Source organism: Streptomyces sp. NPDC096013, assembly GCF_044763565.1.
Classification (GTDB): domain Bacteria; phylum Actinomycetota; class Actinomycetes; order Streptomycetales; family Streptomycetaceae; genus Streptomyces.
Map to the genome: position 1 here is coordinate 140,280 of NZ_JBIWGK010000005.1, position 15,066 is coordinate 155,345.

Sequence of the window (15,066 nt, forward strand, 5' to 3'; positions counted from 1 at the left end):
GACACCATTCGAACGGTGCGCGACGCTCCTGGAGCCGGTCCGAGGATTGGGTCCTTCGACTGGCTCCGGCTGACCGTCCCGTTCTGACTGCACGGGACACAGCGCTTCGACGGATTCTACAGGGTGCTCAGGACCGCTTACGACCAAGGTGCTGCCTGGTCCACTCCACGGCGTCCGCGTACCGCGCCTCGGCCCCGTGCCGGGTGGGCTCGTAGTACTCGCGGTCCTTCAGCTCCTCCGGGGCGTACTGCTGCTCGGCGATGCCCTCCGGCAGATCGTGCGGGTAGACGTACCCCTGCGCGTGCCCGAGCTTGGCCGCGCCCTTGTAGTGCCCGTCCCGCAGATGCATCGGCACCGGGCCCGCGTGCCCCTTGCGTACGTCCTCCATGGCGGCGCCGATCGCGGTGGTCGCCGCGTTCGACTTGGGCGCCAGGGCGAGGGCGATGGTGGCATGGCTGAGGGTGAGCGCGGCCTCCGGGAAGCCGATCATCGCCACGGCCTGGGCGGCGGCGACCGCGATCGGCAACGCGTTCGGATCCGCCAGGCCGATGTCCTCGCTCGCCGAGATCATCAGGCGGCGGGCGATGAAGCGGGGGTCCTCGCCCGCCTCGATCATGCGGGCCAGATAGTGCAGGGCGGCGTCGACGTCGGAGCCGCGGATGGACTTGATGAGGGCGCTGGCCACGTCGTAGTGCTGGTCGCCGTCGCGGTCGTACTTCACCGCCGCGCGGTCGACGGTCTCCTCCAGGGTCTGGAGGGTGATGTCCGGCTCGCCCTTGTCGAGGGCGGCCCCGGCGGCGGCCTCCAGGGCGGTCAGCGCTCGGCGGGCGTCGCCGCCGGCGATGCGCAGCAGGTGGTTCTCGCTGTCCTCGGGGAGGGTGACCGCGTTCTTCAGGCCGCGGTCCTCGCTCAGGGCGCGGCGGAGCAGGGCGCGCAGGTCGTCGTCCGTGAGGGGTTCGAGGGTGAGGAGGAGGGAGCGGGACAGGAGCGGGGAGATCACCGAGAAGTACGGGTTCTCCGTGGTCGCCGCGATCAGGGTCACCCAGCGGTTCTCGACGGCCGGGAGCAGGGAGTCCTGCTGGGCCTTGCTGAAGCGGTGGATCTCGTCCAGGAAGAGGACGGTCTCCTTGCCGAAGCCTCCGGTGGCGCGGCGGGCGCCGTCGATGACCGCGCGGACCTCCTTGACGCCCGCGGTGATCGCGGACAGCTCCACGAACCGCTTGTTCGTCGCCTTCGAGACGACGTACGCGAGGGTCGTCTTGCCGGTGCCGGGCGGGCCCCAGAGGATCACCGAGGAGGGTCCGGCGGGGCCGCCCGCGCCCTCGCCGACCAGTCTGCGCAGGGGCGAGCCCGGCTTCAGCAGGTGCTGCTGGCCCACCACCTCGTCGAGGGTGCGCGGGCGCATCCGCACCGCCAGGGGACTGCTGGACGGGTCCTTCTCCTGGCGTTCTTCCGCGGCGGCGGTGAATAGGTCGGGCTCCACGTCCAAAACCCTATGTCACGCCACTGACAATCCCGTCGGGGCCGGGGTCAGTGCCTGGCTAGGCCCAGAGCTGGGTGCCCCAGCGGGTCAGGATCAGCATCGCGATGATGCCGACGTGGGTGACCGGGAGGACCCAGGTGAACTCGCCCAGGAAGTTCTTCACCGGGCGCGGGGCCTTCAGGAAGTCGTTGCGGATGTTGAACGACGTGACGTACCAGAACATCGTGATCGTGGCGACCCAGGCCAGCGAGCACCACAGGCACAGGGCGTTGATCCGGTACAGCGACTGGAACTGGAGCCAGGTGCAGAAGCCCACCCCGAAGAGGGTGCCGAGGTTGAAGGTCAGCCAGTACCAGCGCGGGAACTTCACCCGGGTCAGCAGGCTGATGCCGACGCAGATGACGATGCCGTAGCAGACGAGGCCGAGCATCGGGTTGGGGAAGCCGAAGGCCGCGGCCTGCTTGCTCTCCATGACGCTGCCGCAGGAGACGATCGGGTTGATGCTGCAACTCGGGGTGAAGGTCTTCCCGGCTACCTTGCCCTCGAGGATCTTGAACTTGTCGAGCGTGATGACCCAGGCGGCGAGCAGTCCGGCCGCTCCGGTGATCACCATCAGCACGGCGAAGGCCCGGCTGCTGCCCACCGTGCGCGGCTCGCCGGCCGTGTGCTCCGGCTCGGAGTCGGTGGAGACGTCCTTCACTGTCGTCTTGCTCATCACGCCGATCCGTCACTTGAGAGTTGGACTTTCTTCGGGCAGGGCCATTGTGCCGCACGCACCCCTGTGTCCACCGTTCGGTGGACATAAGGAAGTCCGCACGGTCGTCCCTGAGCGCTCGATTCCGGACGATGCTCGTGACATGACAAAACAGGCGAGCGAACTCGCAGTGGATGTGCGGGGGCTGCGCAAGCAGTACGGGGACGTGACCGCCGTCGACGGAATCGACCTGGAGATCCGCACGGGAGAGGTGTTCGGCCTGCTCGGACCCAATGGAGCGGGCAAGAGCACCACGGTCGAGATCCTCCAGGGCAACCGCGGCCGGGACGCCGGCGAGGTCTCGGTGCTCGGTTCCGACCCGGCGACGGGCACACGCGCGTGGCGTTCGCGGGTCGGAATCGTCTGGCAGGACGAATCCGCACCCGCCGAGTTGACGGTCGGCGAGACCGTACGGCATTTCGCCCGCTACTACCCGCGTCCGCGCGACCCGGAGGAGGTCATCGGACTGGTCGGTCTCGACGCCAAGGCGGACAGCCGTATCAAGGCGCTGTCGGGCGGCCAGCGCAGGCGTCTCGACGTGGCCCTCGGCGTCATAGGCGGCCCCGAGCTCCTCCTCCTGGACGAGCCGACGACCGGGTTCGACCCGGCGGCCCGGCGCCAGTTCTGGGACCTGATCCGCAAGCTCGCCGACGAGGGCACCACCATCCTCCTCACCACGCACTACCTGGAGGAGGCCGAGAACCTCGCCGACCGCCTCGCGATCGTCGCCAAGGGCCGCGTGGTCGCCGAGGGAGAACCAACCGCCCTGCGCGAGCGCCACGGCACCGGGGCGACCGTCGAGTGGACCGAGCCGGACGGCACCCCGCGCGCGGAGCACACGGAGACTCCTACCAAGGTCGTAGCCGAGCTCATGCGCCGCTTCGACGGCGAGATCCCCGGTCTGCTGGTGAGCCGGCCCACCCTGGAGGACGTCTACCTCCGGCTGACCGGGCAGGAGGACGCGCGGTGACCACGACCACGACCGCCGTACGGACCGGAACGAAGACCTCCGGGCAACGGCTGCCCAACGCCTGGGGACTGGGCCTGCGACGCGGGGGCCTCGAACTCAAGCAGTTCTTCCGCCAGCGCGACCAGGTGGTGTTCACCTTCGCCTTCCCGGTCGTCTTCCTGTTCCTGTTCGCGTCGATCTTCAGCGACGACGTCCGGGGCGCGGGCGTGACCGCCTCCCAGCTCTACGTCCCGGCGATGATGGCCGCCGGCATCATGTCGACGAGTTTCCAGTCCCTCGGCATCTCGATCGCGATCGAACGCGACGAGAAGGTGCTGCGCCGGCTGCGCGGCACCCCGATGCCGCCTGCCGCGTACTTCCTCGGCAAGATCTGGCTGGTTCTGGTCACGGGCCTGATGGAGACCGCGATCCTCCTCCTCGTCGGCACCACTTTCTACGACGTGGACCTGCCCTCGTCCGCGACGAAGTGGCTGGACTTCGGCTGGATCTTCGTCCTCGGTCTGACGGCGTGCGCGCTGCTCGGCATCGCGATCAGCTCGGTCCCGAAGTCCGGCAAGAGCGCGACCTCCGTGGTCGTCCTGCCCTTCCTGGTCCTGCAGTTCATCTCCGGGGTGTACATCTCCATCGACACCATCCCGGACTGGATGCTCAACATCGGCGCCCTGTTCCCACTGAAGTGGATGTGCCAGGGGCTGCGCGGGGTGTTCCTGCCCTCGTCGGCGCAGGTGCTGGAGCAGGCCGGGAGGTGGGAGTTCGGGAAGATCGCGCTGGTGCTCGCGGCGTGGTGCGTCGGAGGATTGCTGCTGTGCCTGCTGACCTTCCGGTGGAAGAACCGGCGCGACGGATGAAGGCTCCGCACGGGCCGTCGGGCTCGTACACCTGGGACCGCTCCTTCCGGCTCTGGGACACGTACTTCGCCCTGATCTGGCTGGCCACCCTGGTGTTCGTGCTCGGCACGAGCCATCCGGGGTGGCCGGTGCGCGTCACGGCCGCCGGCCTGCTCGTCCCACTGATCCCGCTCTACGTCCGGATCGGGCGCCCGGTCCTCCAGGGCGACCCACCGGACGAACGCAGGGCCGTCGGCTACCTCGTCGCGGAGATGGCGCTGTTCCTGCCCTCCGCGGTCCTGGTCGGCGAGACCCGGCTGCTGGCCTTCGCGCTCGTCCCGCCCTGCTTCATGGTGCTGCGGCTGCGCTGGGCGCTGATCGCGGTGACCGTCATCAACATCGTGCCCGTGATCGGCTGGACGCTGCTGTGGTGGCCCGGCGCGCAGGACGTGTTCTTCAACTCGGTCTTCGCGGTGGTCACCCTCGTCTTCTCGATGGCCCTGGGCACCTGGATCATCCGTGTCATCGAACAGAGCCAGGAGCGCGCCGAGTTGATAGCCGAACTGGACGCCAGCCGCCACGAGGTCTCCCGGCTCTCCTCGGCGCACGGCGCGCTCGCCGAACGGGAGCGCATGGCCCGCGAGATCCACGACACCCTCGCCCAGGGCTTCACCAGCCTGCTGATGCTGGTCCAGGCCGTCGAGGCGGAGCTGGACGACGATCTCCCGCAGGCCCGCCGCCACTTGGCCCTGATGGACGAGACGGCCCGCCAGAACCTCGCCGAGGCCCGCGCCCTGGTCACCGGCGGCACCCCGGCCGACCTCGCGGACGCCTCTCTCCCCGACGCACTGCGCCGGCTCGCCGCCCGCCACGACGCGACCCTTCAAGTGGTCGGCCCGGTACGCGCGTTGCCCGCCGGGCCCGAGGTCGTGGCCCTGCGCTCCTGCCAGGAGGCTCTGGCCAACGCCCGCAAGCACGCGGGGAGTTCGGTGGCGGTGAGCCTCGCACTGGAGTACTCCGACGATCAACTCACCGTGTCGGTACGGGACGACGGGTGCGGCTTCGATCCCGGTGCGGTGTCCGGCGGCTACGGGTTGGCGGGGCTGCGGACCCGGGCGGCCGAGGTGGGTGGGACGGCGGTGGTGCGGAGTGCGGCGGGCGAGGGGACGACGGTGACGGTCAGGTTGCCGGTCTCACCTGCGTCGCCCGTATCCCCTGTGTCCGCCGTATCGCCTGTGCCTCCTGTCTCCGCTGTACCGCCAGTGTCGCCTGCATCGCCTTCGAGGAGTCCCCGATGATCCGGATCGTCCTGGCCGACGACCATCCCGTCGTACGGGAGGGTCTGCGCGCCATGCTCAGTGCCGAGCCGGATCTCGATGTCGTCGCCGATGCGTCCAGTGGGCCCCAGGCGGAGGCGCTGGCGGCCGAACTCCGGCCCGACATCGTGCTGATGGACCTGCGGATGCCGGGTGGTGGGGGTGTCGACTCCATCGTGCGGATGAGTGCGGCCGGATTGTCCTGCCGGGTGATCGTCCTCACGACGTACGAGACCGACCGGGACATTCTGCGGGCCGTGGAGGCGGGGGCGGCGGGTTATCTGCTGAAGGACTTGCCCCGGGGTGAACTCGCCGACGCGGTACGGGCCGCCGCGCGTGGCGAGACCGTGCTGGCGCCTTCCGTGGCGGCGCGGCTGGTCGACCAGTTGCGGACCAGGCCTGAGCGGCCTCGGCTGTCGGTGCGGGAGGTCGCGGTGTTGCGGTTGGTGGCGGAGGGGTGCACCAATGCGGAGATCGGGCGGCGGTTGTACATCGGGGAGTCGACCGTGAAGACTCATCTGCTGCGGGTCTTCGGGAAGTTGGGGGTGGATGACCGGACGGCGGCGGTGACGAGTGCGATGCGGTATGGCTTGCTGGACTGAGGTTTCTCGCCCCCTCCGCCCCTACCCGTCCCATCCTTCTGGGGCTCCGCCCCAGACCCCACTCCTCAAACGCCGGAGGGGCTGAGTTGTCGCCGGTCGGCGCTTGATCTTCCAGCCCGTCCGACGTTTGAGGACGAGGCCGTTCAGGCCGAAGCGGGGGTCTGGGGGCGGCAGCCCCCAGGGACGGGACGGGTAGGGGCGGCGGGGGCGAAGAACCCCCCGTCCTCAGCCGAGCTTCGACTCCAGTTCCGCCACGATCTCGTTCACCCCGACCGCCGACTGCTCCCCGGACTCCATGTCCTTGAGCTGGACGACGCCCTCGGCGAGGTCACGCTCGCCGGCGACGATGGTGTAGCGCGCCCCGCTGCGGTTCGCGTTCTTCATCGCGCCCTTGAGCCCCTTGGAGCCGTAGGAGAAGTCCGCCGCGATACCGAGCTTGCGGAGTTCGGTGACCTTGGCGAAGAGGACCCGGCGGGCCTCCTCACCGAGGGGGACGGCGAACACGCTGGTGGACGCGGGGAGTTGGAGCTCGACACCCTCCGCCTCCAGGGCGAGGACCGTACGGTCGACGCCCAGCGCCCAGCCCACGGAGGGCAACGCGGGCCCGCCGATCATCTCGGAGAGGCCGTCGTAGCGCCCGCCGCCGCCCACCGCGGACTGGGACCCCAGCCCGTCGTGGACGAACTCGAAGGTCGTACGGGTGTAGTAGTCCAGACCGCGGACCAGCTTCGGGTCGTCCTCGAAGGCGACGCCCGCGGCCGTGATCAGCTCGCGGACCTCCTCGTGGTACGCCTTGCAGGCGTCGCAGAGGTAGTCGCGGAGCAGTGGCGCGTCCGTCAGCTGCTTCTGGACGTCGGGGCGCTTGTCGTCGAGGACGCGGAGCGGGTTGATGTCCGCGCGGCGCAGGGTGTCCTCGTCGAGGTCGAGGCCCCGGAGGAAAGTCTGGAGCGCCTCCCGGTACACCGGACGGCACTCCTTGTCGCCCAGGCTGTTGAGCAGGATGCGGAAGTTCCGCAGCCCCAGGGAGCGGTACGCCTGGTCCGCCAGGATGATCAACTCGGCGTCCAGCGCCGGGTCCTCCGCACCGATCGCCTCGGCGCCGACCTGGGAGAAGTGGCGGTAACGGCCCTTCTGGGGGCGCTCGTAGCGGTAGTAGGAGCCGGAGTACCAGAGCTTGACGGGGAGGTTGCCCAGCTTGTGCAGGTTGGCCTCAAGGGCCGCGCGCAGGACGGAGGCCGTGCCCTCGGGGCGCAGGGCGAGCCGGTCGCCGCCCTTGGTCTCGAAGGCGTACATCTCCTTGGTCACGATGTCGGTGGACTCACCCACACCGCGCGCGAACAGCTCGACGTTCTCGAAGCCGGGGGTCTCGATGTAGCCGTAGCCGGAGTTCCGCAGCGGAGTGGCGATGGCCTCGCGCACGGCGAGGTACTTGGCCGACTCCGGCGGAATCAGGTCGTACGTGCCCTTGGGGGCCTGAAAGGTGCTCACGAAAATCTCGTCACATTCCTCGTCGGGGAGCTTTCACGTCAGCGCCGCGTTCGGGGCGGACGGCGGCCACTTCCCGCAGATACGGGTTGGTGGCGCGCTCCTGGCCGATGGTCGTCTGGGGGCCGTGGCCGGACAGCACCACGGTCGAGTCGTCGAGCGGCAGGCACACGCGCGCCAGCGAGTCGAGGATCTCGGCGTGGGAGCCGCCGGGCAGGTCGGTGCGTCCGATGGAGCCGGCGAAGAGCAGATCCCCGGAGAAGAACACGGACGGGATGTCCGTGGTCTCGGGCATCTGGAAGGTCACCGACCCCTTCGTATGGCCCGGCGCGTGCGCGACCGAGAACTCCAGGCCCGCCAGCTCCAGCCGCGCTCCGTCGGTCAGCTCCTTGACGTCGTCCGGCTCCCCCACGGTCAGCTCGCCCATCAGCGGCATCCCGATCGAGCGGCCGAGCGCCTTCTCGGGGTCGCTCATCATGAACCGGTCCTCGGGGTGGATCCAGGCGGGCACGTCGTGCGCGCCGCACACCGGGACGACCGAGGCCACATGGTCGATGTGGCCATGGGTGAGGACGACCGCGACGGGCTTGAGCCGATGCTTCCTGAGCGCTTCCTCGACTCCCTGGGCGGCCTGATGGCCCGGGTCGATGATCACGCACTCCTCACCGGCGGCGGGGGCGACGAGATAACAGTTCGTCCCCCAGGCCCCGGCGGGGAACCCGGCAATGAGCACGATCGTCCTTCGTTGTGTCGATACGGGAGGGGATAAGCATCCCTGCCTCAGTGGTCAGAGCCTACCGGCGCTGCCGAATCCTCAGCGAACCCATATACGGTACGGGGCACACGCAGGCGGTCGGCTCATGAGACGCACGCGTCCCAGTCGGCGTACGAGACGCATGAGGAGAGAATCCGGTGGTCACCCAGGAACAGCGGAAGCGGCAGCTCGCGCGGGAGAAGTTCTTGCGGCAGCAGCAGCGGCGTACGACCGCTCGACGCAAGGCGCGTATGCGCAACTCGGTGATCGCGTCGGTGCTCGGCGTGATCGTGATCGGCAGTGTGCTGCTGTACACGACCGACGCCTTCAAGGGCAAGGACGACAAGTCGAAGGCGAGCGCGGACGTCACGCCCAGCGCCTCGCCGACGAAGAAGGCCCCGGACCCGTGCGCGAAGCCGGCCGCCGGCAAGATCAAGACCGCGACCTGGAAGAAGGAGCCGGCGGTCACGATCGACAAGTCCGCCAAGTACACGATGAAGCTCGCGACGACCTGCGGCGACATCGACATCGCGCTCAAGACGTCGGCCGCGCCGCACACCGTGAACTCGTTCGACTTCCTTGCCGCCAAGGGCTACTTCGACCACACGAAGTGCCACCGGCTCACCACCACCGGCATCTACGTGCTCCAGTGCGGCGACCCGACGGGCGCGGGCAGCGGCGGCCCCGGGTACACGATCCCGGACGAGAACCTGAAGGACACCAGCCTCAAGGGCGGGGTCTACCCGGCGGGCACGGTGGCGATGGCGAACACCGGTCAGAAGCACACCGGCGGCAGCCAGTTCTTCCTCGTCTACAAGGACAGCCAGCTTCCAGCCAGCTACACGCCGTTCGGCACGATCGACGCGGCGGGCATGAAGGTCCTCGACAAGATCGCCGCTGCTGGGGCGCAGGCCGCCGACCCCACGACGGGCAACACCGCTCCGAACGCGACCGTTGTGATCAACAAGGCGACCGTGACGAAATCCTGACCGTCAACAGCGAATTTTCGGTCGTGCGGGATGCGGACAGGCCGCCCGCCGGTCGCCTATGTTGGCCGTGACGAAACTGTGGACGATGCCCGGGGGCGCTGAGGCCCCGTGCAGGCATCATGTGGAGGAGGCGCTGTGAGCAGCGACCCGTGGGGCCGCGTCGACGAGACGGGGACCGTGTACGTGCGTACGGCCGACGGCGAGCAGGTCGTCGGTTCCTGGCAGGCCGGCTCCCCTGAAGAGGCGCTGGCCTACTTCGAGCGCAAGTACGAAGGCCTGGTTGTCGAGATCGGCCTCCTCGAGAAGCGCGTGAAGACCACCGATCTGTCGGCGAAGGACGCGCAGGCCGCCGTCGACCATCTGCGCGAGCAGGTCGACGCCCACCACGCGGTGGGCGACCTGGCGGCGCTGGGCGTCCGGCTGGACAAGCTGGTGGAGACCGTCGAGGCGCGCCGCGAGGAGCGCAAGCAGCAGCGCGCCAAGCAGTCCGACGAGGCCCGGCACGCCAAGGAGGCGCTGGTCGTCGAGGCGGAGGAGCTGGCGCAGTCCGACCAGTGGCGGGCGGCCGGTGAGCGGCTGCGGGCGCTGGTGGACACCTGGAAGGGCCTGCCGCGCCTGGACCGCAAGTCGGACGACGAGCTGTGGCACCGCTTCTCGCATGCCCGGTCGGCCTTCTCCAAGCGCCGCAAGGCGCACTTCGCGTCGCTGGACGCGCAGCGCGAGGAGGCCCGCAAGACCAAGGAGAAGCTGGTCGCCGAGGCCGAGGGTCTGTCGGCCTCGACGGACTGGGGCCCCACGGCCGCGCGCTACCGCGAGCTGATGGCCGACTGGAAGGCGGCGGGCCGCGCCCAGCGCGAGCACGAGGACGATCTGTGGAACCGCTTCCGCGGCGCCCAGGACGTCTTCTTCGCCGCCCGCAGCTCGGTCTTCGCCGAGCGGGACGCCGAGCAGACGGAGAATCTGAAGCTCAAGGAGGAGCTGGCCGAGGAGGCCGAGAAGCTCCTGCCGGTGACCGATCTGAAGGCGGCCCGTGCGGCCTTCCGTTCGATCAACGAGCGCTGGGAGGCCATCGGCCATGTGCCGCGTGACTCCCGCCCGAAGGTCGAGGGCCGGATGCACACGGTCGAGCGGGCTTTGCAGGAGTCCGAGGAGGCCGAGTGGCGCCGGACGAACCCGGAGGCACGCGCGCGTGCCGAGGGTCTCACCGGTCAGCTCCAGGCCGCCGTGGACAAGCTCACGGGCCAGATCGAGCAGGCCCGCGCCCAGGGCAACACCTCCCGCGCCGACAAGCTCCAGCGTGAGCTCGATGGCCGGCAGGCCCTGCTGGAGCAGGCGCTGAAGGGCTTGCAGGAGTTCGGCGGCTGATCCGTCCGCACGCATACGAAGAGGGGCTCCCGTACATCACGTACGGGAGCCCCTCTTCGTGGAAGCCCACTTCGTTGAAGCCGTATGCCTACGTCTTGTTGCGCGCCGACGTCACCCGGTACACGTCATAGACGCCCTCCACTCCCCTGACCGCCTTGAGGACGTGGCCCAGGTGCTTGGGGTCGCCCATCTCGAAGGTGAAGCGGGAGGTGGCGACGCGGTCGCGGGAGGTCTGCACGGCCGCGGAGAGGATGTTGACGTGCTGGTCGGACAGGACGCGGGTGACGTCCGAGAGGAGCCGGGAGCGGTCCAGGGCCTCGACCTGGATGGCGACCAGGAAGACCGAGGACTGGGTGGGCGCCCACTCGACCTCGAGGATGCGTTCGGGCTCGCGGGACAGTGAGTCCACGTTGACGCAGTCACTGCGGTGAACCGATACGCCGCTGCCCCGGGTGACGAATCCGATGATGGGGTCGCCGGGGACGGGCGTACAACAGCGGGCCAGTTTGACCCACACGTCGTCGACGCCCTTGACGACGACACCGGGGTCGGCGTTCGACCGGCGCTTGCGCCCGCGGCCGTGCGCCGGCGGCACGCTCTCGTCGATCTCCTCGGTGGCCGCCTCCTCGCCGCCGAGCGCCTGCACCAGCTTCTGTACGACGTTCTGCGCGGCGACATGGCCCTCGCCGATCGCCGCGTACAGCGAGGAGATGTCCGGGTAGCGCATCTCGTGCGCCAGCGTGACGAGGGAGTCGCCGGTGAGGATGCGCTGGATCGGCAGGTTCTGCTTGCGCATCGCGCGGGCGATGGCATCCTTGCCCTGCTCGATCGCCTCGTCGCGGCGCTCCTTGGAGAACCACGCTCTGATCTTGTTGCGGGCGCGCGGCGACTTCACAAAGCCGAGCCAGTCGCGGGAGGGGCCCGCGCCGGGCGCCTTGGAGGTGAAGACCTCCACCAGGTCGCCGTTGTCCAGGGTGGATTCGAGCGGTACGAGCCGCCCGTTGACCCGTGCTCCTATGGTCCGGTGGCCGACCTCCGTGTGCACCGCGTACGAGAAGTCGACCGGGGTGGCGCCCGCCGGCAGCGCTATGACGTCGCCCTTGGGGGTGAAGACGAAGACCTCGTTGCGGGACAGGTCGAAGCGCAGGGACTCCAGGAACTCGCCCGGGTCCTCGGTCTCCTTCTGCCAGTCGAGCAACTGGCGCAGCCACGCCATGTCGTTGAGGTGGTCGTCCTTGCCGGTGGTCCGGGGCGTCTCGGAGCGCACCTTGGAGGTGCCGGCGACGGCCTCCTGCTTGTACTTCCAGTGCGCGGCGATGCCGTACTCGGCGCGGCGGTGCATGTCGAAGGTGCGGATCTGAAGCTCGACGGGCTTGCCGTTGGGGCCGATCACGGTCGTGTGCAGCGACTGGTACATGTTGAACTTGGGCATCGCGATGTAGTCCTTGAACCGGCCGGGGACCGGGTTCCATCGCGCGTGCACGGTGCCGAGTGCCGCGTAGCAGTCGCGGACGGTGTCCACGAGGACGCGGATGCCGACCAGGTCGTAGATCTCCGCGAAGTCACGGCCGCGGACGATCATCTTCTGGTAGACGCTGTAGTAGTGCTTCGGGCGGCCGGTGACGGTCGCCTTGATGCGGGCGGCGCGCAGGTCGGTCTGGACCTCGTCGGTCACTATGGCCAGGTATTCGTCACGCTTCGGTGCCCGCTCGGCCACCAGCCGGACGATCTCGTCGTACATCTTGGGGTAGAGGATCGCGAAGGCGAGGTCCTCCAGTTCCCACTTGATGGTGTTCATGCCCAGGCGGTGGGCGAGCGGCGCGTAGATCTCGAGGGTCTCGCGCGCCTTCTTCTCCTGCTTCTCGCGCTTGAGGTAGCGCATGGTGCGCATGTTGTGCAGGCGGTCGGCGAGCTTGATGACCAGGACGCGCGGGTCCTTGGCCATGGCCACGACCATCTTGCGCACGGTCTCGGCCTGCGCGGCCTCGCCGAACTTGACCTTGTCGAGCTTGGTGACGCCGTCCACGAGCAGCGCGACGGAGTCGCCGAAGTCGCGGCGGAGCTGGTCGAGGCCGTACTCGGTGTCCTCGACGGTGTCGTGCAGCAGGCCCGCCATCAGCGTGGCCGGGTCCATGCCCAGCTCGGCGAGGATCGTGGTCACGGCGAGCGGGTGCGTGATGTACGGGTCGCCGCTCTTGCGCTTCTGGCCGCGGTGCCAGCGCTCGGCGACCTGGTAGGCGCTCTCGACCTGGCGGAGGGTGGCCGTCTCGATCTTCGGGTCGTTGCTGCGCACTATCCGCAGCAAAGGCTCCAGGACCGGGTTGTACGGGTTGGAGCGCTGGACGCCGAGGCGGGCGAGGCGGGCGCGGACGCGGTTGGAGGAGCCACCGCCGGTGCGGGCGGGCTGGCCTGCCGTGGGGCGGGGCGCGGGGGTGGCCGCCGGGCGCTCGACCTGGGCGGGCTTGGGGCGCGAGGGCTCGGCCGCCTTGTCGGCGGGCGCCGACCGGTCGTGCTCCGCCGCCGGGCGCGGTTCGCTCGGTGCGGTGCTCGCGCTCGTGGCGGGCTCCGCCGCGGGGCCCGGGGTGGGCTCGGGCTTGGCGGCGGTCAGGGGCTGGGCCTCGTCTGCCAAGAGGACTCCTCGTGCGCGATCCGGGTCCCCCGGTCAGGCTCCGGAGTGCCCATGGTAGCGATCCCAGGCTCCGGGCTCGCCTTCAGCCCGATGTGAGGGCCGTCTACCGCTCCAACACGAGAGGCGGGCACCGGATTCCTCCGGGCCCGCCTCCGCGGTGTCCTACGGGTGTCCCAGGGCTTTCCTGCGGCCGTCCTGTGGATGTCCCGGGATTCTTTTTTCCGCCGGCGCTCAGAGCTGGAGCAGTGCCTCCACGGGAGCGCCTTGCAGCGTCGGCTCCAGCCGGGCCCGGCCGTTGAGGAAACCCAGCTCCATGAGGACGGCGACGCCCGCGATCTCGGCGCCCGCCCTGCGGATCAGCTGAAGGGAGGCCTCGGCGGTGCCGCCGGTGGCCAGGACGTCGTCGACGACCAGGACGCGGTCACCGGCGCTCAGGTCCTCGGCGTGCACCTCGATCTCGGCGGAGCCGTACTCCAGGTCGTACGCCTGGCTGAGGGTGGCTCCGGGGAGCTTGCCCGCCTTGCGCACGGGGATGAAGCCGACGCCCGCGCGGACGGCCACCGGAGCACCGAGGATGAACCCACGGGCCTCCAGACCGACGACCTTGGTGGCGCCGGTGCTCACGACGACCTCGGCGAGGGCGTCCGTGAGGGCCGTGAACGCGGCCGGGTCCGCCAGGAGCGGGGTGATGTCCTTGAACACCACACCCGGCTCCGGGTAGTCGGCCACATCGCGGATACGGCTGAGCAGCAGCTCCTGGATGTCGGTCATCGGCGCTTCCCCGAGGGACGGCCGCGGCCGCGGTTACGGGACGCCGGCTGGGTGCGCGGGCCTACGACGGCTGCCGCGTCCTCGTGCTCGTCGTCGTAGTCCTCGTCCGACGCCTCGGCGGGCTCGGGCTCGACCGGAGTGCCCTGTGCGGCGGCCTGGGCCCGCTTGGCGAGGACGCGCTTCTTGAGCGCCTTCATCTGCGGCTCGGCCTCCTTGAGGTCGGCGACGAGCGGCGTGGCGATGAAGATCGAGGAGTACGCACCGGCCGCGAGGCCGACGAACAGCGACAGCGAGATGTCGTTCAGGACGCCCGCGCCGAGGAAGCCGCCGCCGATGAACAGCAGGGCCGCGACCGGGAGCAGCGCGACGACCGTGGTGTTGATGGAACGCACCAGGGTGCCGTTGATCGAGCGGTTGGCGATGTCGCTGTAGGTCCAGCGGGTCTGCTTGGTGATGTCCTTGGTCTGCTCCTTGAGGCTGTCGAAGACGACGACCGTGTCGTAGAGCGAGTAACCGAGGATGGTCAGCAGACCGATCACCGTGCCGGGCGTGACCTCGAAGCCGACGAGGGCGTAGATCCCGATGGTGATGGTGATGTCGTGGATCAGGGCGACGAGCGCGGCCAGGGCCATGCGCCACTCGAAGGCGATCGCCAGATAGATCACGACCAGCACCATGAAGATCGCCAGGCCCTCCCAGGCCTTGTTGGCGACCTGGTCACCCCAGCTGGGGCCGACCAGGTCGGCGGCGATGCTCTCGGTGCTGGTGCCGAGGTCCTTGGCCAGCTTCGACTTGATGCTGTCGGACTTGTCGGTGTCGATGCCCGCGATCTGGATGCGGAGGCTGCCGTCGCCGAGCTTCTGGACGACCGCGTCGTGGCCGGAGGCGTCCTGGGCGAACTTCTCGGCCTGGCTGACCGAGGCGCTCATGTTCTTCGGCGTGGTGAAGGCGGCGCCGCCCTGGAACTCGATGCCCATGTTCAGACCGCGCACCGTCAGGCCGAGGATGGCCGTGATGGTGATCAGGATCGAGATGCCGTACCAGATCTTGCGATTGCCGACGAAGTCGTACCCGACCTCGCCACGGTGCAGTCGGGCGCCGAGGTTGCCGAGTTTCGACAT

At 69.4% G+C, this 15,066-nt stretch carries 13 protein-coding genes; 6 read left to right on the top strand and 7 right to left on the bottom strand.

Translation table 11 applies throughout. The features are described from left to right. Nucleotides 1–127: 127 nt before the first annotated feature. Complete coding sequence (locus ACIRB1_RS18710) at nt 128–1,483, bottom strand: replication-associated recombination protein A (RefSeq protein ID WP_266766961.1); 1,356 nt, start codon at nt 1,481–1,483, stop codon at nt 128–130. Between the two features lie 58 nt (nt 1,484–1,541). Continuing rightward, the gene (locus ACIRB1_RS18715) at nt 1,542–2,198 is read right to left on the bottom strand and encodes a vitamin K epoxide reductase family protein (protein ID WP_352180417.1); all 657 of its coding nucleotides are present in this window, start codon (nt 2,196–2,198) and stop codon (nt 1,542–1,544) included. A 142-nt stretch (nt 2,199–2,340) separates the two neighbouring features. Between ACIRB1_RS18715 and ACIRB1_RS18720 the strand changes: the two genes are divergently transcribed. From ACIRB1_RS18720 to ACIRB1_RS18735, 4 genes are read left to right on the top strand one after another with little or no spacing between them, the layout of a single operon-like run. Further along, nucleotides 2,341–3,207, top strand: coding sequence for an ABC transporter ATP-binding protein (locus ACIRB1_RS18720; protein ID WP_352180416.1), 867 nt, complete (start codon nt 2,341–2,343; stop codon nt 3,205–3,207). Beyond that, nucleotides 3,204–4,055, top strand: coding sequence for an ABC transporter permease (locus ACIRB1_RS18725; protein ID WP_352180415.1), 852 nt, complete (start codon nt 3,204–3,206; stop codon nt 4,053–4,055). Before ACIRB1_RS18720 ends, ACIRB1_RS18725 begins: the two co-directional genes overlap by 4 nt. Next, the gene (locus ACIRB1_RS18730; protein ID WP_403466292.1) at nt 4,052–5,332 is read left to right on the top strand and encodes a sensor histidine kinase; all 1,281 of its coding nucleotides are present in this window, start codon (nt 4,052–4,054) and stop codon (nt 5,330–5,332) included. The genes ACIRB1_RS18725 and ACIRB1_RS18730 overlap by 4 nt, the downstream gene beginning before the upstream one ends. Next, nucleotides 5,329–5,952: a response regulator transcription factor gene (locus tag ACIRB1_RS18735; RefSeq protein ID WP_352180413.1), complete on the top strand. Its 624-nt coding sequence runs from the start codon at nt 5,329–5,331 to the stop codon at nt 5,950–5,952. The genes ACIRB1_RS18730 and ACIRB1_RS18735 overlap by 4 nt, the downstream gene beginning before the upstream one ends. Nucleotides 5,953–6,177: 225 nt before the next feature. Here ACIRB1_RS18735 and hisS read toward each other — a convergent pair whose 3' ends face one another. Beyond that, nucleotides 6,178–7,440, bottom strand: coding sequence for a histidine--tRNA ligase (gene hisS, locus ACIRB1_RS18740; protein WP_352180412.1), 1,263 nt, complete (start codon nt 7,438–7,440; stop codon nt 6,178–6,180). Nucleotides 7,441–7,450: 10 nt separating this feature from the next. Beyond that, entirely contained in the window at nt 7,451–8,170 is a 720-nt protein-coding gene (locus ACIRB1_RS18745) for an MBL fold metallo-hydrolase (RefSeq protein ID WP_352180411.1), read from the bottom strand. 179 nt (nt 8,171–8,349) lie between these two features. On the opposite strand from ACIRB1_RS18745, the gene ACIRB1_RS18750 reads away from it, so the two are divergent. Next, nucleotides 8,350–9,180 (top strand): peptidylprolyl isomerase, encoded by an 831-nt coding sequence (locus ACIRB1_RS18750; protein ID WP_403466293.1) that lies wholly within the window; start codon nt 8,350–8,352, stop codon nt 9,178–9,180. A gap of 135 nt (nt 9,181–9,315) precedes the next feature. After that, nucleotides 9,316–10,545 (top strand): DUF349 domain-containing protein, encoded by a 1,230-nt coding sequence (locus ACIRB1_RS18755; RefSeq protein ID WP_352180409.1) that lies wholly within the window; start codon nt 9,316–9,318, stop codon nt 10,543–10,545. An 88-nt stretch (nt 10,546–10,633) separates the two neighbouring features. On the opposite strand, the gene ACIRB1_RS18760 is transcribed toward ACIRB1_RS18755, so the two are convergent. The 3 genes from ACIRB1_RS18760 to secF all read right to left on the bottom strand — a co-directional run bounded on the left by ACIRB1_RS18760 (nt 10,634) and on the right by secF (nt 15,066). After that, entirely contained in the window at nt 10,634–13,174 is a 2,541-nt protein-coding gene (locus tag ACIRB1_RS18760; RefSeq protein ID WP_352180408.1) for a RelA/SpoT family protein, read from the bottom strand. Between the two features lie 231 nt (nt 13,175–13,405). Next, nucleotides 13,406–13,945, bottom strand: coding sequence for an adenine phosphoribosyltransferase (locus ACIRB1_RS18765; protein ID WP_403466294.1), 540 nt, complete (start codon nt 13,943–13,945; stop codon nt 13,406–13,408). Beyond that, on the bottom strand, nt 13,942–15,066 hold the full coding sequence (secF, locus tag ACIRB1_RS18770) for a protein translocase subunit SecF (protein WP_352180406.1): 1,125 nt from the start codon (nt 15,064–15,066) through the stop codon (nt 13,942–13,944). The genes ACIRB1_RS18765 and secF overlap by 4 nt, the downstream gene beginning before the upstream one ends.